The sequence below is a fragment of the Pseudarthrobacter sp. NamE2 genome (assembly GCF_005796205.1).
In the GTDB taxonomy this organism is placed as follows: Bacteria; Actinomycetota; Actinomycetes; order Actinomycetales; family Micrococcaceae; genus Arthrobacter.
In genome coordinates this window covers 139,313-158,735 of sequence record NZ_VAHN01000009.1, presented here as the reverse complement: position 1 = coordinate 158,735, position 19,423 = coordinate 139,313, and the positions used below count along the sequence as shown (strand labels likewise).

The 19,423-nt window shown below is 65.7% G+C and carries 19 protein-coding genes; 10 read left to right on the top strand and 9 right to left on the bottom strand.

Translation table 11 applies throughout. The annotated features are described in order from the left end of the window. Positions 1 to 2: 2 nt before the first annotated feature. Together FDW83_RS12450 and FDW83_RS12445 are read left to right on the top strand one after the other, a co-directional pair. Positions 3 to 734, top strand: coding sequence for a DUF72 domain-containing protein (locus tag FDW83_RS12450; RefSeq protein ID WP_138138397.1), 732 nt, complete (start codon positions 3 to 5; stop codon positions 732 to 734). Positions 735 to 814: 80 nt separating this feature from the next. Continuing rightward, complete coding sequence (locus FDW83_RS12445) at positions 815 to 1,921, top strand: App1 family protein (protein ID WP_138138396.1); 1,107 nt, start codon at positions 815 to 817, stop codon at positions 1,919 to 1,921. On the opposite strand, the gene FDW83_RS12440 is transcribed toward FDW83_RS12445, so the two are convergent. After that, positions 1,918 to 3,486: a glycoside hydrolase family 32 protein gene (locus tag FDW83_RS12440; protein ID WP_138138395.1), complete on the bottom strand. Its 1,569-nt coding sequence runs from the start codon at positions 3,484 to 3,486 to the stop codon at positions 1,918 to 1,920. The two genes, FDW83_RS12445 and FDW83_RS12440, sit on opposite strands and share 4 nt — an antisense overlap. Positions 3,487 to 3,706: 220 nt before the next feature. Between FDW83_RS12440 and FDW83_RS12435 the strand changes: the two genes are divergently transcribed. The 5 genes from FDW83_RS12435 to FDW83_RS12415 are packed head-to-tail and all read left to right on the top strand — an operon-like array spanning position 3,707 to position 9,436. After that, positions 3,707 to 5,143: a family 43 glycosylhydrolase gene (locus FDW83_RS12435; protein WP_138138394.1), complete on the top strand. Its 1,437-nt coding sequence runs from the start codon at positions 3,707 to 3,709 to the stop codon at positions 5,141 to 5,143. Between the two features lie 53 nt (positions 5,144 to 5,196). Continuing rightward, the gene (locus FDW83_RS12430; protein ID WP_138138393.1) at positions 5,197 to 6,531 is read left to right on the top strand and encodes an ABC transporter substrate-binding protein; all 1,335 of its coding nucleotides are present in this window, start codon (positions 5,197 to 5,199) and stop codon (positions 6,529 to 6,531) included. Between the two features lie 9 nt (positions 6,532 to 6,540). Further along, positions 6,541 to 7,422 (top strand): carbohydrate ABC transporter permease, encoded by an 882-nt coding sequence (locus FDW83_RS12425; protein WP_138138392.1) that lies wholly within the window; start codon positions 6,541 to 6,543, stop codon positions 7,420 to 7,422. After that, the gene (locus FDW83_RS12420) at positions 7,419 to 8,321 is read left to right on the top strand and encodes a carbohydrate ABC transporter permease (protein WP_138138391.1); all 903 of its coding nucleotides are present in this window, start codon (positions 7,419 to 7,421) and stop codon (positions 8,319 to 8,321) included. Before FDW83_RS12425 ends, FDW83_RS12420 begins: the two co-directional genes overlap by 4 nt. 38 nt (positions 8,322 to 8,359) lie before the next feature. Beyond that, positions 8,360 to 9,436 (top strand): LacI family DNA-binding transcriptional regulator, encoded by a 1,077-nt coding sequence (locus FDW83_RS12415; RefSeq protein WP_138138390.1) that lies wholly within the window; start codon positions 8,360 to 8,362, stop codon positions 9,434 to 9,436. Here the strand turns inward: FDW83_RS12415 and FDW83_RS12410 are convergent. The 4 genes from FDW83_RS12410 to FDW83_RS12395 all read right to left on the bottom strand — a co-directional run bounded on the left by FDW83_RS12410 (position 9,433) and on the right by FDW83_RS12395 (position 12,353). After that, positions 9,433 to 10,980, bottom strand: a complete 1,548-nt coding sequence (locus FDW83_RS12410; RefSeq protein ID WP_138138389.1) for a glycoside hydrolase family 1 protein — start codon at positions 10,978 to 10,980, stop codon at positions 9,433 to 9,435. The two genes, FDW83_RS12415 and FDW83_RS12410, sit on opposite strands and share 4 nt — an antisense overlap. 80 nt (positions 10,981 to 11,060) lie before the next feature. After that, entirely contained in the window at positions 11,061 to 11,438 is a 378-nt protein-coding gene (locus FDW83_RS12405) for a hypothetical protein (protein WP_138138388.1), read from the bottom strand. A 59-nt stretch (positions 11,439 to 11,497) separates the two neighbouring features. Then, complete coding sequence (locus tag FDW83_RS12400; protein WP_138138387.1) at positions 11,498 to 11,821, bottom strand: J domain-containing protein; 324 nt, start codon at positions 11,819 to 11,821, stop codon at positions 11,498 to 11,500. Positions 11,822 to 11,927: 106 nt separating this feature from the next. Beyond that, the gene (locus FDW83_RS12395; RefSeq protein ID WP_138138435.1) at positions 11,928 to 12,353 is read right to left on the bottom strand and encodes an Hsp20/alpha crystallin family protein; all 426 of its coding nucleotides are present in this window, start codon (positions 12,351 to 12,353) and stop codon (positions 11,928 to 11,930) included. Positions 12,354 to 12,491: 138 nt separating this feature from the next. Here FDW83_RS12395 and FDW83_RS12390 point away from each other — a divergent pair, with 138 nt between their 5' ends. Continuing rightward, on the top strand, positions 12,492 to 12,812 hold the full coding sequence (locus tag FDW83_RS12390; protein WP_138138386.1) for a MerR family transcriptional regulator: 321 nt from the start codon (positions 12,492 to 12,494) through the stop codon (positions 12,810 to 12,812). Between the two features lie 19 nt (positions 12,813 to 12,831). On the opposite strand, the gene FDW83_RS12385 is transcribed toward FDW83_RS12390, so the two are convergent. Beyond that, complete coding sequence (locus tag FDW83_RS12385) at positions 12,832 to 13,635, bottom strand: phosphatase PAP2 family protein (RefSeq protein ID WP_138138385.1); 804 nt, start codon at positions 13,633 to 13,635, stop codon at positions 12,832 to 12,834. A gap of 61 nt (positions 13,636 to 13,696) precedes the next feature. Between FDW83_RS12385 and FDW83_RS12380 the strand changes: the two genes are divergently transcribed. Then, positions 13,697 to 14,809, top strand: coding sequence for a DNA alkylation repair protein (locus FDW83_RS12380; RefSeq protein ID WP_138138384.1), 1,113 nt, complete (start codon positions 13,697 to 13,699; stop codon positions 14,807 to 14,809). A 36-nt stretch (positions 14,810 to 14,845) separates the two neighbouring features. On the opposite strand, the gene FDW83_RS12375 is transcribed toward FDW83_RS12380, so the two are convergent. The 3 genes from FDW83_RS12375 to FDW83_RS12365 all read right to left on the bottom strand — a co-directional run bounded on the left by FDW83_RS12375 (position 14,846) and on the right by FDW83_RS12365 (position 18,331). Continuing rightward, positions 14,846 to 16,660, bottom strand: coding sequence for a S8 family serine peptidase (locus tag FDW83_RS12375; RefSeq protein WP_138138383.1), 1,815 nt, complete (start codon positions 16,658 to 16,660; stop codon positions 14,846 to 14,848). A gap of 171 nt (positions 16,661 to 16,831) precedes the next feature. Continuing rightward, positions 16,832 to 17,710: an NAD(P)-dependent oxidoreductase gene (locus FDW83_RS12370; RefSeq protein ID WP_138138382.1), complete on the bottom strand. Its 879-nt coding sequence runs from the start codon at positions 17,708 to 17,710 to the stop codon at positions 16,832 to 16,834. Between the two features lie 33 nt (positions 17,711 to 17,743). Continuing rightward, the gene (locus FDW83_RS12365) at positions 17,744 to 18,331 is read right to left on the bottom strand and encodes an adenylate kinase (protein ID WP_138138381.1); all 588 of its coding nucleotides are present in this window, start codon (positions 18,329 to 18,331) and stop codon (positions 17,744 to 17,746) included. Positions 18,332 to 18,619: 288 nt separating this feature from the next. Here FDW83_RS12365 and FDW83_RS12360 point away from each other — a divergent pair, with 288 nt between their 5' ends. Continuing rightward, positions 18,620 to 19,363 carry a GAF and ANTAR domain-containing protein gene (locus tag FDW83_RS12360; protein ID WP_138138434.1) on the top strand — a complete coding sequence of 248 codons (744 nt, stop codon included), beginning with the start codon at positions 18,620 to 18,622 and terminating at the stop codon, positions 19,361 to 19,363. Positions 19,364 to 19,423 lie beyond the last annotated feature (60 nt).

The window sequence follows — 19,423 nt, the reverse complement described above, 5'->3', positions numbered from 1 at the left end:
GAATGGCGGTCCATATCGGCACCTCGGGGTGGAGCTACGACCATTGGGAGAACGTGCTCTACCCGCCGAAGCTGCCGGTGAAGGACCGGCTCCGGCATTATGTGGCACGGTTCAGTACCGTGGAGCTCAATGCAAGTTTCTACCGGTGGCCAAGGGACACCACGTTCGCGGGCTGGAACCAGCGCCTGCCTGCCGGCTTCACCATGTCCGTCAAGGCCCCGCGGGGCCTCACCCATGCCCGCAAGCTGTACTCACCGGAAGTGTGGCTGGAGCGGATCACCCGCTGCTGGCACGAACTGGGCGACAAGCGGGCCGTCCTCCTGGTCCAGCTCCCGCCGCAGATGGAACGGGACGACGCCCGGCTGGACTACTTCCTGGCCTCGGTGCCGCCCTGGATACGGGTGGCTGTCGAGTTCCGGCATCCTACCTGGGACTCCCCCGAGGTGTTCGCACTCCTTGAGCGGCACCAGGCTGCCTACTGCATCATGAGCGGCGCCAACCTGCCCTGCCTGCTGCGCACCACGGCCCCGTTCGCGTACGTCCGGCTGCACGGGCCGGACCACCAGCACCTCTACGCCGGCTCCTACTCTGACGCGGACCTGCACTGGTGGGCGGACAAGATCCGCGGCTGGGAGGGCAGCGGCCTGGACGTCTACGCCTATTTCAATAACGACGGCGGCGGCAACGCAGTGCGGAACGCCGAGACCCTGCGCGCGATCCTGGGCACGGGCTGAGAACCGGCGGCCGGGTCACCAGGCGGCGTAACGCTGCCGGTGTCTCCTCGCCGGAAGCGGTGCTGTGGCAGAGTGGACCCATGGACAAGGCTCCACAGAATCCGCCACGGAACACAGCGCCCGCTTCCGCCGGGGACCTGCACAGCAGGACCGGGCTGTCCGGAAGCCAGGTCTTCCGGATGGCGCACCGCATCTCTGACACCTTCAACGACGCCCGGGTCAGGCTGGCCAAGCGGTGGAGGTTCGTTCCGCAAACCATCGCCTACCAGGGCTACGGCTCCACCCATCAGGTCCGGGTCCTGGGGCGCGTGCTGATGACGCAGAAGCCGCTGCCCGGCAGCAAAGCAGAAGCCGAGGCCCAAAACGGAAACCAGAACATCCGCGGCTGGCGGGCGTTTACGGGCATACCGTTGCAGTTCACCGACGTCGAAATCACCATCGGTGATGTTGTCACCCATGTCCGGTCGGACCGCGGCGGCGTCATCGACACGGAAGTGGACGTCCGACTGTCCCCCGGCTGGCACACTGCCGTCCTCCGGGCCGAAGGAACAGAGCCGGTGGAAGCTCCCATCCAGGTGATCGCGCCGGGCGTGAAGTTCGGCATCGTGTCCGATATCGATGACACGGTCATGGTGACCGCCCTGCCACGGCCGTTCCTGGCGCTCTGGAACACGTTCGTGCTCAGCGAGCGCGCCCGCATGGCCACACCAGGCATGGCCGTGCTGCTGGACCGGCTCACCATCGAGTATCCGGACGCTCCCGTGATCTACCTGTCCACCGGCCCCTGGAACGCGGCCCCCACCCTGGCCCGTTTCCTCACCCGCAACATGTATCCGAAGGGCGCACTGCTGCTCACCGACTGGGGCCTGACCCAGGACCGCTGGTTCCGCAGCGGCCAGGAGCACAAGCACCGGAACCTGGAACGCCTCAGCAAGGAGTTCCCGGACATGCGCTGGCTCCTGATCGGCGACAACGGCCAGCATGACGAGGCCATCTACTCCGGATTCGCCTCGGAGAACCCGGACAAGGTGGCAGCGATCGCCATCCGCCAGCTGTCCATCAGCGAGTCCGTGTTCGCCGGCGGCCACTCGGAGGACGGGGACCACACCACGTCCAAGGTGCCGTGGATCTACTCCCCGGACGGCGCCGGCATGGCCAAGCAGTTGTCCATGCTGGGCATGCTCTAGGCCGCCGGCCTTGCGAACTCCCGGATGGTGATCCCGGAGTAGGTGGCGGGTCCGCCGTCGGTGTAGAACGAGATGCCGGTATCGCCGGGGGCGAAGTGCACCTGCTGGGAAAGCACCGTGTGCCCGGCATTGACGAAGACCTCCACGCTCTGGGTGTCAACGAAGATGCGCAGGTGCATTGAGCGGGCTGCGGCATCGATCGGCGCGGCCGCGCGGGTGTAGGGAACAAGCGTAAACCCGGCCTGGTCAGAGGGTGCACGGTCCACGTACAGGTCAGCGCCGTACTTGCCGATGTTTGTGTGGCGGGTGCAGTCGGCGGAACGGCCAACAGAGACCCCGATGTTCGCCGCGGTGTCCCATGAGATGTCCAGTTCCAGCTCATACGCCCGGCCGCACCACGGCAGGACGGCGCTGCCGTTCACGGCCCGATCGGGGAACAGCGTGGTGGAGGTTGCGTGCCGGACGAGCGCCTGGACCGGGCTGCCCAGCAGGCTGTACCACCCGCCAGGTTGCTGCTCGAGGCGCAGCTCGCGCACGATCGAGTTCTGTCCGTTGTACCCGTCGGTGGCGTCGGTGGGAACGTCACGGGCGGCATACTTCCAGTTGTTCATCCAGCCGATGGCGTAGCGTTTTGTCTCCGGCGCTTCCACTGCCGGCCAGGTCACCGCGCCGTACCAGTCCCAACCCCAGTCGAGCCACTGCGGGTTGTTGACGTCGTTTGCGAGGAACTGTTCGCCGTCCCACCGTCCGGTCCAGTAGGCGTAGGTCATGGGCAGGCCGATGCTGTAGGCGTCCATGCTGGCGCCGAGTATCCAGTGCCGTGTGCCGTCATTGGCTGTCATCTCGAACAGGTCCGGACACTCGATTCCACCCAGCGCGTGGTTGGGGAAATCGAAGTTCCGTTTCAGCTGCCAGTCCCGCAGGTTCGGTGACGTGTAGAAGGCTGCGTACCGGGCCCGCCCGATCACGCACACCCACTCATTGCGTGCTGCATCCCAGTGGACCTTCGGATCCCGGAACCATTCGGCGTTGTCGATGTCCGCCTGCGTCACAGCGGCCCGGCCGTCGGTGTTGGCGATCACCGGATCCGGCAGCGCGGTGAAGGTGTAACCGCCGTCCGTGGACCAGTACAGGTACTGCTCCTGGTACTTCCGGATGCCGTCGGTGGGCTGGGTAGCGAGCACTACGATGGCACCGGCGCCAAAGCCCGCAGTATTGGCGCCGTCCACTACCGCCGAACCGGACCATACCGGGAAGTCGGGCTGCAGCGGCAGGACGTCGCCGTGGTGCGTAAAGTGCACGCCGTCGGCCGTGGTGGCATGGTCCCATCCGCCCGGGCCGTTGTTCACTGTGGAGTGCAGATAGTAGAGGTGGTAGGCCCCGTTGACGAACACCGGACGCTGGGGGTCGCACAGCCAGCCTGACGGCGGTGTCATATGGTACACGGCACGCTGGGAATTTTGCGCCCCTGCAGGCGGGGCCGCAGCGGTGGCGCCAAGAAGCAGGGCGAGCGCTCCGGCTCCCGTTCCCTGCAGGGCGTGTCGGCGGGTTATGGCATGGGTCATCGTTGACTTCCTCTCCAGGGGTGTCAGCGCTTAAGCGCTTTAGCAGGAGAAGATACCGACAGCGGCATCCGCTGGTCAAGCGTTTGAGCAAAGTAACCCCATGACAAAACCGACAGAAGGAGCTTCTAAAAGTATTTCTGCTAAAACGCTTGATCGTCATGCTTTTTCCCGCTAGTTTTCGAATGGTCAAACGCTTTAGCAGAAATGGACATCACCGTCGATGAACTATCCAGTCTTTTTCCAGCCCGCCGATGCCTGGGTTGGCGATCTTATCCCTTACCAGCAGGACGGCGAGTTCCGGCTGTTCTACCTCCACGAAGTGCGCGGCGAGCCAAAGCCCGGAACGTCCTGGAACCTGGTGACCACCAAGGACCTGACGCAGTTCCAGGACCACGGCGTCGCCCTCCCACACGGGAGCACGGACGAGCCGGACTTCAACTGCTACACCGGCAGCATCGTTGTGGACGAGGCCGGCGTCCACCACCTGTTCTACACCGGCCACAATCCTGCGAACACAGGCCAGGACGGCCTGCCGCTGCAGCTGGTCATGCACGCCACCAGCACGGACGGAACGGGCTCCTGGACCAAACATCCAGAACTCACCTTCGGGGCCCCGGACGGGTACGAGTCCGCAGACTGGCGGGACCCTTTCGTTTTCCGCGACGGGACTTCCGGGCTATGGCGCATGCTCTTGGCGGCACGGCACACGGACGGACCCGAGCGCCGGCGCGGCGTCATCGCCCAGTGCGTGTCCACGGACCTTATGACCTGGGAATATGCAGAGCCCTTCTGGGACCCCCGCCGATACATTACCCACGAGTGCCCTGACGTCTTCGAGTGGGGTGGCTGGTGGTACCTGGTCTACTCCGAATTCTCGGAAACCTTCACCACCCGCTACCGCATGGCCAAGAGCCCCACCGGTCCCTGGACGGTCCCGGCCCTGGACAGCATTGACGGGCGCGCCTTTTACGCCTCCAAGACGGCGGAATGGGACGGCCGGCGGTTCTTCTTCGGCTGGATCGCCAGCAAGGAAGGAGATTCCGACGACGGCGCCTGGCAGTGGGCGGGCACCATGGCCGTCCTTGAGGCCCGGCAGAACCCGGACGGGACGTTGGCGTTCGGCCTAGCCGATGAGCTGGTGGACAGTTTTTGGGACGAGGTACCGCTCGCGCTGGGCCAGGACATGCCCCTCCGGATGGACGTCCCGGACGGCTACAGCTCCGTCCTCTCCGCCCACGACGTTCCCACCCAGTTCTATGCCAAAGCGGTACTGGACATCGCGGCCGGCACCACCGAATGCGGAGTGCTGCTGCGATCGAGTGCTGACGGCGACCGCTCCTACATCCTCCGGCTGGAGCCACACCGCGGACGCCTGGTCCTCGACCGCTGGCCGCGGGCCACCACGGGTGACGCGCAGTGGCAGGTATCAGGCGACGTCCCCTACGCCGTCGAGCTCGAGCGCCCCTGCAACCTGCCTCCCGGCAAGCACACGCTGGAAGTCGTGGTGGACGGTGACCTGTGCGTCGCCGTCGTGGACCGGCAGGTGGCCCTCAGCACCCGGATCTACGACCACCCCACGGGCCGGATCGGCGTGTTTGCCGGCGAGGGATCAGTGGCCGTCACCTCCTTCGAAGTACGCAAGCGCACCACCAGCTAATCCTCCCTGCCCCCTCCCTCCCATCGATCCGTTTCCAGCAAGAAAGAATCCCAATGAAGAACCTGTTCCGCGCCGCCGCTGCCGCGGCTGTCACCGCATTGGCCCTGACCGCCTGTGGCGGTGGAAATTCCACCGACCCCTCCAACGTCAGCCCCGCCGGAGAGATCAAACCCCGGGAAATTTCCTGGCTGCTGTCCCGCCCGGCCGATGGCGCCGTCATCAACATCATGAAGAAGCTCGCCGACGACTACGCCAAGGAGCACCCGGGCTTCGAGCTGAACCTCATCACCACCCCGGACCGGCCGTCCTACATCCAAAAGCTCGAAACCCTGGCGGCGGCCAACAAGCTTCCCGAACTGTTCGACACGGACGCCACTCCCTTCGCACAGCAGCTGGCCAAGCAGGGCAAGATGGTGGACGCCGAGAAGCTGCTGAAGACGCTGGACATGTACGACGACTACCGCCCGGCAGCACTGGACTACCAGCGTTTCGACGACGGCTCCCTCTACATGATCCCGTTCCAGTTCGAACTGGAGTTCATCTGGTACAACAAGGCGCTGCTGGAAAAGGCCGGCGTCGGCGTGCCGAAGTCGCTCGACGACATACCGGCCATGTGCACCGCCCTGCGCCAGGCCGGTATCACCCCGATCGCCATCGACGGCCAGGACCAGTGGCCGCTGGAACGGTACGTCGCGTACCAGCCCTTCCGTGAAGCAGGCCCCGACTTCATTCAGAAGCTGAAGAAGGGCGAGGCCAAATTCAGCGACCCTGCCGGCCAAAAGACGGCCATCTGGATGGCCGAGCTCGGCAAGGCAAAGTGCTTCCAGGACGGTTTCTCGGCCCAGGGCTATTCCGATGCCCAGAACCATTTCACCTCCGGCCAGGCCGCCATGTACAACATCGGCACGTGGGAACTCCCCAGCCTTGCCACGGACAAGCTGAACCCCGCCGTCCGGAACGACATCGACTTCTTCACGCTGCCCACCACAGAGGGATCCGTGACGGCGGCAAACGAGTTCGTCTCCCCCTCCGGCATCGGTATGGCCGTCAATGCCAGGACCTATGACCCCCTGGTGAGCGACTTCCTGAAGTTCGCGCTGGAAAAGTACCCCGCCGAATACGCCGCAACGGGCGCACTTTCCCCCACCACCGACGTCGAAACCGCCGTTCCGGCCAATGCCACGCCCCTATACCAAAAGGCCCTCGACCAGGCCAAGGACCTCGGCGAAAAGCAGGCCATGCCTTGGGACACGCAGCTGGACCCCACTACCAACGGCCGGCTGCAGCAGGAACTCGTCCTGCTGGTGCAGGGTGAAATCACCCCACAGCAGTTCACGGACACCATGGACAAAACCATCGCCCAGAACGCTCCGAAGTTTTTCAAGTAAAGGCCCGCCATGCTTCCCAACAGGTCACGGACTTCCGTCCTGGTCTTCCTGCTGCCGCCGCTGCTGCTCTACGGCGCAGCGGTCCTCTTCCCCATCCTCCAGTCATTGTTCCTGAGCTTCTTCTCCTGGAACGGCATCAGTGATATGGAGTTCGTCGGCCTGGACAATTACGTCCGAATGTTCTTTGCCGATGACATCTTCTGGCGCGCGTTCCTGAACGCCCTGATCTACCTGGCGATCTGCCTGGTCCTGCAGCTGGGTGGCGCGTTGGTTGTCGCCAGCCTCCTTACATCCCTGCGGCGTGGACGGGAACTGATCAAGACGCTCTACCTGCTGCCGGCCGTGATCTCCACGGTAGCCATCGCCTTCCTCTTTGTCCGGATCTACTCCCTGGAACCGGTGGGCCTGCTCAACCAGCTGTTCCAATGGGTGGGACTCGGCGCCCTGGAACGGCCCTGGCTCTCGGACGTCAACACGGTACTGGCCGCCGTCTCCGCACCTGAAGGCTGGCGCTTCACCGGGCTCTACATGCTCATCATCTACGCGGCCCTGCTCGCAGTGCCCAAGGAGCTTGAGGAGGCTGCGGTATTGGACGGCGCGTCCCGGTGGACCCTCTTCACCAGAATCCGGTTCCCCTACATCCGCCCGGTGTGGATCACCACCACCATCATGGCCACCACGTACGGGTTGCGCGGCTTCGACATCCCCTACCTGATGACCAACGGCGGCCCGGGGCAATCCTCGGAGCTGCTCACCACCTACATGTACAAGACGGCATTCACCAGCACGGACTTCGGCTACGCCAGCACGATCTCGGTGTTCATCGTGATCGAGTGCCTCGTCGCCGTCGGACTCATCCTGTTCCTGCTGAAGCGGAAGGCAGACTCATGATCACCCAGGCGGCAGCCCCGCCCACGGCGACCGCAGCCGTCACGCCGCCACAGCCCGGCCGCAAGCGCCGCCGGCCCGACCTGTTCCGTACGCTGTCCCGTGTACTGATCATGCTGATCGTGATCGTGCAGGTGTATCCCCTGGCGTGGCTGTTCGTGACCAGCCTCCGCTCAGAGCACGACTTCGCCACCGGTGACCCGTTCGCCCTTCCGGGGTCCCTGACTTGGGACAACTATGCCAGGGCGTTCGAAACGGGCGACCTGGGCCGCAACATCCTTAATAGCCTCACCGTGACCATGGGCGCCAACGTCCTGATCGTCCTGCTGGGAATGATGGCCGCCTACGCCATCCAGGTCCTCGGGTTCCGGTTCAGCCGACTGGTCCGCGGGCTGTTCCTGGTCGGCATCATCGTTCCGGTCCAGATCGCCCTGGTCCCCCTGTTCATCGACTACTCGGCGGTGAACCTGCTCGACACCTACCAGTCGATGATCATCCCGCTGGCCGGCTTCTCCCTGCCCATGTCCGTCTACCTGTTTTCCTCGTTCTACGAATACATCCCCAACGAGACGTATGAGGCGGCGTCACTGGATGGTGCCGGGCCTTACCGGATCTTCGGCCTGATCACCCTGCCGCTGTCCCTGAACACGGTGGTGACGGTGGTCCTGGTCAACAGCATCTTCATCTGGAACGACTTCATTTTCGCCAACACGTTCATCCTGTCCGAGGAGCTGAAGACCATCCCGTTGGGCCTGCAGAACTACATCGGCGCCATGGGCAAGGTGGACTGGACCGCCACATTCGCGGCCGTATGCGTCACCATCACGCCGCTGCTGCTGGTTTTCCTGGTGCTGAACAAAGCGATGATCCAGGGACTGGAAAGCGGGGCGACCAAGGGATGACGGCTGCGGCGGACGGATATACTCCTGACGGAGGGCAGATGGTTTCAAAGGAGAAAGGGCCGGGAGAGCAGGCCACGGCGGCCCGGTCCCTGCGGCCGGAGCGGAGCCACCCGGTGACCCTCCGCGATGTGGCCGAGGCAGCGGGTGTTTCCACGGCGACGGTCTCGCTGGTGGTCAATAAAAAGAAGGACGCCCGGATTGCGGAGGAAACGCGCCAGCGGGTGAAGGACGCCATCCGCGCGCTCGGCTACCGCCCCAACGCGATGGCAAAGACCCTGGTGAGCGGAACGTCCCGGTTCATTGGCCTGGTGGCCGACGGTGTTGCCACCACCCCCTTTGCCGGCCAGATCATTCACGGCGCCCAGGACGAGGCGTGGAAGCACGGCTACGCCCTCCTCATTGCCAACACCGAGGGCAACGGGGAGCTTGAGCAGGACGCCATCACCATGATGCTGGAATACAAGGTGCGCGGCATCCTCTACTCCACGTGGTTCCACCGGCAGACGGACATTCCGGCATCGCTCCGCGAAGCGGACTTTGTCCTGGTCAACTGCTTCTCGCCGGAACCGGGTACCCGGGCTGTTGTTCCCGACGAAGTGCAGGGCGGCCGCTCGGCCACTGACATCCTGCTACGGCACGGCCACCGGCGCATCGCCTTCATTAACGCCACCATCCCCGCCCCCGCCAAGGACGGACGGCTGCAGGGTTACCGGGAAGCGCTCGAAGGCGCCGGGGTGCCATTCGACCCGGAACTGGTCATGGAGGCGTACCCGGACCAGGAGGGCGGCTACGGGGCAACGGCTGGGCTGCTCAAGCGGGACGCGACAGCCGTGTACTGCTACAACGACCGGATGGCGATGGGCCTCTACGACGGCCTGCGGGACCAGGGACTGTCCATCCCGGACGACATCGCCGTGGTGGGGTTCGACAACCAGGAAGTCATCGCCGCGCACCTGCGTCCCCCGCTCTCCACCGTGGCCCTCCCCCACTATGAGCTCGGTGCGGCAGGCGTGCGGATGCTGCTGGGGCTGGACGAGGTTCCAGACGGTCTAGCCGCGAAGATCCACTGCCCGGCGGTGGAACGGACCTCTGTCCGCGCCCACGCGAGGAGCTAGACGCTGGCACCCAGCGGGGCCACGCCGTCGTCGGGCGCTTCCGCTTCAAACTCCTCCGGCGCTATTGCCTGCGCGATGGCCGTATCTGCCGCCGCGGCCAGGTCGCGTTCCTCGATGAGCTCCTGGAACCAGAAGTAGGACGCCTTCGGTGTCCGCTCCAGGGTCTCGTAGTCCACGTGCAGGAGCCCGAATGGCTGGTTGTAGCCGGCCGACCATTCGAAGTTGTCAAGCAGGGACCACACGTAATAGCCGCGCAGGTCCACTGCTTCCGCCTCGCCGCCGGGCGCGGTGGCCCGGAGCGCTGTTTCCAGGTGGTCCGAGAGGTACTTCAGCCGGCGCTCGTCCGGGATGAACCGGGTATTGGTGGATTTGTCCCGGACGATGATGTCCTCGAAGCTGGCGCCGCCCTCCGTGATAATCACCGGCGGAAGGTTGGGATACCGCTCGGCCATCTCCTTCAGGGCAACGGTCATGTACTCCGGCTTCACTGGCCAGCCGTAGGAGGTGATGTCCGCCTCCGGCCAGGTTTCCACGTGGAACGGGGTTCCGCCGCTGCCCGCCGCGCTGAGGTCGCTGCCCATGGCCTCCGCCATGCTGGCCGGCACGGCGCCGCCGCCGGGACCAACGGCCACCTTGGTGGGCATGTAGTAGTTGAGCCCGTAGAAGTCCAGCGGCTGGGAGATGAGCTCCATGTCCTCCTCCGGGTGCTCGAAGGAACTGAAGAACTTTGCGGCCCGGATCAGGTCCGGGTACTTTCCGGTGAGCACGGGGTCCGCGTACAGCCGGTTCTGCGCCAGGTCCATCAGCCCGGCGCTGATGCGGTCCAGCGGGTTGATGGAGTTGGGCACCATGGGTGAGTAGACGTTGGTCATGCCGATCTCCCCGGGAACCCCTGCCGCACGGAGGGCCTGGACTGCCAGTCCGTGGCCCAGCAGTTGGTGGTGGACGGTGGGGAACGCACCCAGGAGCAGTTCCTTGCCCGGCGAGTGCAGGCCCAGGGAGTAACCGTTGGTGCTGACGGTTGCGGGTTCGTTGATGGTGCACCAGCGGGCTACCCGGTCCCCGAACGCGTCGGCGAGGATCCCGGAATACTCCCCCAGCCGGTAGGCAGTGTCCCGGTTCATCCAGCCGTCCGCTTCCTCCAGGGCAAGCGGCGTGTCCCAATGGTAGATGGTGGCCATGGGCGAGATCCCGTTGGCCAGCAGTTCATCCAGCAGGCGGTCGTAGAAGTCCAAACCCGCCCGGTTCGCCGGCCCACTGCCCGTCGGCTGAATCCGCGGCCAGGCAAACGAGAAGCGGTATGAGTCCACTCCCAGCTGCTTCATGAGTGCGACATCCTGGGGCATGCGGTGGTAGTGGTCGCAGGCCGTCACCGGGCTGTGGTCCTCCACGATGGCGCCCGGCTTGGCGGCGAACACATCCCATGCGGCAGGTCCCCGGCCATCCTCGTCAAGGGCGCCCTCAATCTGGTAGGCCGCGGTGGCAACACCCAAGGTGAACCCCGGCGGGATGAGTGCTGCGAGTTCCTTGGCGGTGATATGCATGGGGGCCTTCTGTCAGGTGGATAAGTAGGTTTCAGGATTGCACAGCAAAGGGCCCCTGACGAGCACAAACATAGCCGGCGTCACTGCGAGCCGAAGAGAAACTCCTTGGCATGGGCAACGGCTTTCCGGAATGCGTCATTGCGGAGGGTGACCAAATGCTCCGGTTCGCCGTCTGCGGGTTCCAGGTAGCCAGTGTAACCGGGGCGCAGCATCCAGATATCACCGGCCGGGGGCAGGTAGAACACGCCGAACGACCGTTGCTGCTTCTCTTCCCCCGTCCACACCGGCACCACCGCGAGCGCCGCCCCCGTGGCCGGGTTGATCCATTGCGCCCGGGGCAGGGGTTCCTCATGCGCTTCGGGATCCAGGAACGGCGCAGTGCCCACGCCCCAGCGTTGTTCAAAGCGCTCGTAAAATGCCGGGATCAGGTGTGAATCGTAACGCCGCCACTCGCTCATGCAGTCCTCCGCTTCCTTGCAATCTGTCGTCGATGCCCCGCTGGGCCGGAGCCGGGACGCTAGGCCCACGGCCCGCTTTCCCAGCGCACCGGGGTGACCCTGATAGTGTGCCCGGACGTCCGGGTGCGGCCGGCCGATTTCCGCACGGGAATCACGGTGGGTGCGGAGGCTGCCTGCTGCCTGTCGTAGGCCGCCCGCCGCTCCGGGTCCCGCAACACACTGAACGCCTGCATGATGCGTAGCAGTTCACCTTCCGGCGCGGCGGGCCCGTCCATGTCCGGATGGTGGCTCCGCATCAGGGCACGGTATGCGCGGGAGATCTCCTGCTGGCTGGCGTCCGGCCGGACCCGCAGGATGGCGTAGTAGTCGGGAGTATCTGTCATCTCGGCCCTTCCCGCACCGGCGGCGACGGGACTTGGCAAACCCCGCGCCGCCGTCGGGCATGAACGCGGGCAGCGCCGCCAGCGCTGCCCGCACCGCCGTTGGTAACTAGGTTGCGATCTGCTGCATCTGGCCCTGCTGCGTCTCGATCTCGATCTTGCGCGGCTTTGCCTTCTCCGCGACGGGGATCCGCAGGGTCAGGACGCCCTGGTCATAGCTTGCCTTGATGTTGTCCGTATCCAGGGTGTCGCCGAGGATCAACTGGCGGCTGAAGACACCGCGTGGGCGCTCGGACGCCACCAGTTCTACGTTGGGCTGCGTTGAGTCCTGCCGCTCGGCCCGGACGGTGAGGACGTTGCGCTCGACGTTCAGGTCAAGCGAGTCCACCTTGACGCCCGGAAGGTCAAACGCCACCACGAAATCGCCGTTCTCCTGCCATGCGTCCATGGGCATGGCGGCCGGGCGGGCGGTGGTTCCAAAGACCTGCTGCGTGAGCCGGTCCAGCTCACGGAACGGGTCCGTACGCATCAACATCATTTCCCACTCCTTCAGCTTGTAAGTGTTGGACCGGATGCCTATCCACCCGCCGATCTGTGGTGGTGGATATAGATTTTTTATAGCACCCGTGGGAAACTGAAGCAATACCGCTAAACGGTGATTTTTGGAGGCGCCATGGCAGATTCCGGAGCAGGACGGACCCCGCGGCCCGCCGGCGGGCGCGCACTCTACGCGATCTCGGTTGCGGCCGAGTTGACCGGGACCGGGCAGCAGAACATCCGGCTGTATGAGACAAAGGGCCTGCTGACGCCGTCCCGGACAGCCGGCGGCACCCGCCAGTACAGCGACGACGACATCGCCATCCTCATGCGCATCGGGGAACTCCTTGAGCAGGGCCTGAACCTCGCGGGCGTAGCCAAAGTGCTGGAGCTTGAGGCGGCCAACCTGAAACTGCACCGCGCCCTCAAGCGGGCCAGGTCACGGCCGCCGGGCTGAGGGGCAACGCGGCGGAACGCTAGTCCCGCGGTGCCTCGGCCTTGGACAGTTTGCCCGTGATCCGCTCGCCGGGCACCCTTGCGGTCCGCCACGTATCCACGGCAATCACGCCGCCGAGGATGATGAGTGACAGGGACACCGAAGCGAGCGCATCGCTGAGCCAGTGGTATCCGAGATACAGCCGGCTCACCGCTGCGAGCAGGATTCCGACGCCGGCGGCGACAAAACCCCAGACCGCCGCCAGCATGTTTTTGCGCCTGGAAAAGATCAGGTACGCGCCCACCAGCAGAAAGTCGCAGGCACCCAGGACATGTCCGGAGGGGAATGAGAATGTGTGGTCGATACCGAACAGCATCTGGTCCGCCGGCGGACGGGAACGCCCGACGATCTGCAGGATGATCTGCGAGATGATGACGCCGCTGATCATCGCCGACGCCAGCAGGATGGGCCGCCAGGCATGCCTCGCCGCGAAGCTCCAGGCAACAACCACCACCAGGACGATGATCGGAAGGGCAATGGGGCCGAACACCACTGCCAGGAAGATCATGGCGGCGGTCAGGGTGGCCGACCTCCTGCCGAGGAGCCAGTCGCGCACGGGAACGTCCGCTGCAGACAGCCCGTCAGCCTGCAGCACGCTGATCAGGGTGGCAATGAACAGGGCCACCCCCGCTGCCGCCAGGATCACCGCGTAACGGTAGAGGGCGCGCCTGTCCGCCGGCTCCACGTAGCGTTCCTCCACAACGAACTTGTCGTGGAAGTAGCGCCACTTGCCAACGTGCTTTCCCGTTCCAGACACCGACGATCCGTGCTGTTCCACTGTCATACCCGTCCCTAGGTCCGGCATTGCTTAGGGTGAAGATTATCCCCGGCGCTAGCCTGACTCCATGGGCGTTATGAACGAGCTGATCAATGCAGGCAGTGTGGAAACCCTCACCCGGATTCTCACGGAAATTGGGCCGGAAATTCGGTGGGAGCGGACAGCAGGTGCCGCATCAAAGCTGGACGGCCTCAACCTGCGCGCCCGCACGGACCTGCTCGCCGAAGCCCTTGTGGCTGATATCAGCAGCGTCCCCTCCCCGGGCTACCCGACGGCGGCGGACAGCTTCCGTGCGGCGTTGCAGGTTCCGGAGTTCACCGGTTGGCTGCTCTGGCCGGTGTCCGAGGCCGCCGTCACCCTCGCCTTGGCATCGGGCGCGATGAAGGACTTCGACGACTGCCTGGCGCTGCTGGCCGCACTCACGCCCAGGCTCACCGGCGAGTTCGCTGTCCGCCGCCTGCTCGCAAACGACCCGGACCGGGCCCTGGCGGCAATCCGCGGTTGGGCCGCCAGCCCTGACGAACACGTCCGGCGCCTGGCGAGCGAGGGCACCCGCCCCTACCTGCCGTGGGCGGTACGGGTGCCCGCCCTCATCCAGCGCCCGCAGGCCACCCTTGCCATCCTCGATGCCCTGTACCGGGACCCGTCCGGGTACGTGCGCCGTTCGGTGGCCAACCACCTCAACGATCTTGCCAGGCATGCCCCCGGCGAGGTGGTGGACACCGCCCGGCGCTGGCTCGCCGCGCCGGACGCCAACACTGGCCGGCTGGTCCGCCATGGCCTGCGTACGCTGCTCAAGAAAGGACACCCGGACGCGCTGGTGCTGCTCGGCTTTGCCCCGGCGCAGGTGGCCGTGAGCGGTCCCCGCCTTGACCGGGAAGTCCTCACTTTGCCGGGCGAGCTGACCTTCGCGTTCGACGTCGCCAACACCGGAAGCGAGGACGCGCGCCTCGCGGTGGACTACCTGGTTCACTACCGCAAGGCCGACGGCAGCGAGTCCGCCAAGGTCTTCAAGATCTCAACGGTGACCCTGGCGCCTGGGGAAAGCCGGAGCCTGACCAAGCGCCATGCCTTCAGGGAGATGACCACCAGGGTGCACTACCCGGGCGTACATGCGCTGGAGCTGCAAATCAACGGCACTGCCCACGGCCGCACGGAGTTCCTGCTCGAACTGCCCTAGCTCAACCTGACTCGCACTGCCTGGAACTCGCAGTGCCTAGAACGAGCCGGTAGTGAACTGCCACGTCCGGGTGGCCAGCTGGTTCCCTGCAAGGTCCCGTACGGCAGTTCCGCCGCCGGTTACGGTCACGGTGTATTTGGTCTTGGCGGCCAGGGCCTGCTGCGGATCCAGGATCCACTGGTTGGTGGTGCCGTTGCGGTACACGGCGGCAGGTACCACGGCGCCGGTGGCCGCATTCTTCACGGTGAACGTGATGCCGTTAACTCCCTGGACAGCCTCGTTGAAAGTCACGCTGATGTTGTTGCTCCGGCGCACCAGGGAGGCGTTGCTTCCGGGGGTAGTACCGGTGACAACGGGCGCGGGGCCGGTAAGGAACGTCCAGCTGGTGGAGGCAAGCGGTGTGCCTGCGGCGTCACGGATGGCGGAAGTCCCGCCAACCAGCGTTGCCGTGTAGGCCGTGTCCCCCGCCAGGGCAGCGGACGGGTCCAGGGTGGCGGTCCTCGTGGTCGCGTTGTAGGTGACGGTTGCCGGGACAGTGGTGCCGGCGGCGTTCCTGAGCACAAAGGTGGCCGGGGTGACGCCCTGCACCGCCGTACTGAACGTTGCCGCCACGTTGGTTCCCACAGGCACCGCCGTGGCGGTAGCCCCGGGGGTGGTAGCGGTGACGGTGGGCGCGGGAGCCGGTGCAGGAGCCTGTGCCGGGGCAGCAGCCGCGGCCGCCGCGAACAGCAGCCGGTTCGGTGTCCCGGCGGTGGCTCCGCTGATGACTCCGGTTGTCGCACTGGTGACGAGGGAGCCCGCCACTTGCGCCGGGGTGAGGGCCGAATTCTGCGAGAGCAGCACAGCGGCGGCACCGGCTGCGTGGGGCGCGGCCATGGAGGTGCCGGACATGGACGCGGTTGCGGTGGAAGAGGTGTGGTACGTGGAGGTGATTCCGACGCCCGGTGCGTAAAGGTCCACGCAGGAGCCGTAGTTGGAGAAGGAAGCCTGGCGGTCGGAGGAATCGCTGGCAGCCACCGTGACTGCGCCGGACACGCGGGCGGGAGAACTGCCGCAGGCGTCCGCGGCGGAGTTGCCGGCGGCAACCACGGCGGTGACGCCGTCGTTCATCACTGCCTGGATGGCGGTGTCCACTGCCGAACTGGCGGGGCCGCCCAGGCTGAGGTTCGCAACGGCAGGCACACCGGCGGGATGGTGGGCCGCGATCCAGTCGAGGCCTGCCACCACGTCGGAGTTGTAGCCGGAGCCGTTGCAGTCGAGCACCCGGACGGGTACCACCGTGGCGGACTTGGCAACGCCGTAGGTTGACCCGGCCACCGTCCCGGCCACGTGTGTGCCGTGGCCGTTGCAGTCGCCGGAGCCCCGGCCGTCCGCGACGGCGGTCCAGCCTGCGGCCACCCTGCCGCCGAAGTCCGCGTGGGATGCCACCACGCCGGTGTCCACCACGTAGGCTGTCACGCCTGCACCGGCGGAGGTCCACGAGTAGGAACCGGAAAGCGGCAGTGCCCGCTGGTCCACCCGGTCCAGGCCCCATGGCGAGGGCTGCTGCGTTGCCGAAGCGGTGACGGGTGCGTCCGGCTCCACGGACACCACGCGGCCGGACCGGGCAAGCGCCTCGGCCTGCGCCGGGTTGGCGGTGATGACGGCGCCGCGGAGGGCGTGCTTGAAGGTCCGTCCGACGGCGAGGCCCTGCCCGCGCAGGCCTGCCGCCTCCGCATCAACGTCGGCAGTGGCGGCGTACTGGACGATGTAGCGGCCGGTTGCGCCGGCGTCGGATTTCGGTGCGGCGGCGGCGGGGACGGAGGTGGACAGGGCGACGGCGGATACCAGGGCTGCGGCGGCGGGCAGCACGATCAGTGAAGTGCGAATTTTGGGGTTCCTTGGGATCGCTTTTGGGATGCGGGGCGGGGACAACCACGCTGGTACCAAAAGACTAGGAGCCCGGAATGCCGCTCCGGCCGGATTTTGCAGGATCCTTAGCTAAGCCTTGGGGTTTCCTGCGGACCTGGTGTTTTCCTGCCCTTAACCCCCGGCTTCAACCCCTGGCGCGGCGCCCTGCTGGTGGTCCCGCCAGCTGTGTTCGGGCTCGTATCCCAGGAGCCGGCGGGCCTTGTCGATGGACAGCATGGTCTCGTGCTGGCCCAGTTCCTTGGTCACCTTGACCGCGGGAAACACCTCCGCGGCGAGGCTGGCGCTGGACCGGCTCATGACGGTGTCCGCGTTGGCGATGATGAAGGCCTCGAACCCCGGCCGGCCCTTCTCCAGTGCCCGCACCACTGCCTGCGCGCCGTCCCTGCCGTCGATGTAGCCCCAGAGGTTCCACTTCCGCAGTGTGGCGTCGGAATCGAAAGCGGAGAACCGAGCATAGTCCTCCATGTCCATCACGTTCGAGAAGCGCAGCCCGATGATGCTTAGCTCCGGGTCCCAGCGCGTCAGCTCCGCTGCCATCTGCTCCTCGAGGTGCTTCACCAGGGAGTAGGTGCTTTCCGGCCGGGCCGGGTATTCCTCGTCCACCGGGATGTAGGGCGGGTCCACGTCGAACGGCAATCCCAGCACCGTCTCGCTGGACGCATAGACCACTTTCTTGATGCCCGCCCGGCGCGCCGCCTGGAAGACGTTGTACGTGGACAGCATGTTGTTTTCGAACGTCGCCGCGTCCGGCAGGATGCCCGGCGCCGGGATGGCGCCCAGGTGCACCACGGCGTCGAAACCGCTGTGCCTGTCATCCACGCCCAGCAGTGCGTCCACCACCTGGCCGTAGTTGCGCAGGTCCACCACCAGGAGGCCCGGGCTGCGGACCCCTTCCCGGTCCAGGTTCAGGACCTGGTGGCCGTCATCGATCAGCCGGCGCACCACGTGCCGGCCGAGTTTTCCGCTTCCGCCGGTGACGGCAATTCTCATCAGAACGTCCTTCTCTTAGGGGGCCTGCGCCGGTCAGGCCCGGGATGCGGCAAGGAACTTCTCGACGGCGTCAATAGCCTGTGCGGTGATTTTCACCGGATTTCCGCTGCCGTCCACCGGGACGAGGATCCCGCGGGCGGTATAAACCGAGACTACTTCATGGGTCTCGCGGCGGTAGAGATCAAGCCGGCGCCGGAACACGTCCGCCGTGTCATCCGTCCGCCCCTGTTCCCTGGCCCGCCGGCGCATCCGCTGCTCCAGCTCGGCATCGGGCGCGCGCAGCTCAATGACGGCGTCCAGGGCCAGGCCCGCGGCGGCGAGCATGGTGTCCAGTTCCACCGCCTGGGCAGCAGTGCGCGGATACCCGTCCAGCAGGAAGCCCCGCCGCACATCCTCGTCCAGAAGCCGGTCCCGGACCAGGGCGTTGGTGAGATGGTCGGGGACGAAGTCGCCGCCGTCGAGGTATTGCGCGGCCTTGCTGCCCAGCTCGGTCGCCTGGCTCACGTTGCTCCGGAAGATATCTCCGGTGGAGACGGCGGGGATGTTGAAGTGGCGGGCAAGATGCACGGCCTGAGTCCCTTTGCCGGAGCCCGGCGGACCGATGATGAGCAGTCTGGTCATGTTCGTGCCCCTTCCGGAAAAGCGGCCGCTGGTGTGCGGCCTGCCGCCGGGGCCGGCGCCTGCTTCATTCTGCCGGGTATGCCGCAGGGGCGCCAGTGGACCTTCTTCCGGGGAGGGACAATGTGACGCTTTGCCCGGCCTGGGGATGTATATACTCGTGGTTATCGGTTTAGCAGCAGGCCGTTGGACAGTTCGTCGATCCAGCGACCTCCACCGGTCCCCGCCTTTCCAGCAGGACGGTGTGTGTCGCCGGGTCGTTTTGACCTGAGCGAACGGCACCAGAAAATCGTGGCCAGCGAGTCAACAGCAAAAACCGATACATCCATCACCGAGCACCTGCATGAACTGGTCCTCAACAGCTCGGACGTTGAGGACTTCCTTAATGAACTGGCACAGGTGTCTGCACGCAATCTTTCCGCGCCCGGCGACGAGATGCTCTGCGCCATCACCCTGCTGCGGCAGCGCAAGGCCGCTACCGTAGCCAGCAGCAGCCCCGAGGCCAAGGCAATCGGCCTCCTGGAACACGAGTTAGCAGAGACTCCCAGCCTGACCGCTTCCACCACCCAGGAGACGGTTCACGTTCCGGACATTGAGGCGGACGGGCGGTGGCCGGAGTACTTCGCAGCACTGACCGCCCAGGGAGTCCGTTCCGTGCTCGCCCTCCCCTTCCAACTGGAAGGCGAAACAATGGCCGCGCTGCTGCTGTACTCGCGCCGGCCCAACCGGTTTGAAGGCCGCGTCCTCGAGTTCGCCGAGGACTTCGTCAGCCAGACCTCGCTCGCGCTGCGGCTGGCCGTCCGGTTCGCTCACTACAGCGAAACCGCCGCCAACCTGCGGGCCACCCTGGAATCCCGGACGGTCATCGACATGGCCGTCGGCATCATCATGGCCCAGAACCGCTGCAGTCAGCATGACGCCTTCGAAATCTTGAGAACGGCATCCAGCACCCGCAACTCGAAGCTGCACGACGTCGCCGCCGCCGTCGTCAACGCCCTGGGACAGGGACCGGCCCGCACACATTACGACGGCTAGCAGTCTTTTCCACTAAAGCCCCCAGGCCACCGATAGAATGATGCAAACTCTGGCCGGGGG